Origin of the sequence: Streptomyces katrae (assembly GCF_000966975.1) — a bacterium.
Classification (GTDB): Bacteria; Actinomycetota; Actinomycetes; order Streptomycetales; family Streptomycetaceae; genus Streptomyces; species Streptomyces katrae.
The window spans coordinates 1-235 of sequence record NZ_JZWV01001830.1; the positions used below are offsets into that span (position 1 = coordinate 1).

Here is a 235-nt window from a genome sequence, read left to right on the forward strand (position 1 = left end):
GGTCAGCAGCAGGCCCAGGGCGGCCAGCAGGCCGACCGTGCCCCGCGAACGGCGGCGGCTCACAGCTCGTTCTTCTTCCGGCGGCCGCTCAGCAGGATGCCGATGCCCATGCCGGCCGCGGCGCCCGCGCCGATGATCCACCAGAGGTTCTGGTTGCCCGAGCCGGTCTTGTCGTCCTTGTTCTCCACCTTCTGCGCCTGCGCGTCCGGCTGCTGCGGGGCCGGGCCGGTGGCGT

At 73.2% G+C, this 235-nt stretch carries 1 protein-coding gene; it reads right to left on the bottom strand.

Annotated features, from left to right (window positions below):
* Positions 1-59 precede the first annotated feature (59 nt).
* Positions 60-188, bottom strand: a complete 129-nt coding sequence (locus VR44_RS43675) for an LPXTG cell wall anchor domain-containing protein (protein ID WP_245692938.1) — start codon at positions 186-188, stop codon at positions 60-62.
* Positions 189-235: the final 47 nt, after the last annotated feature.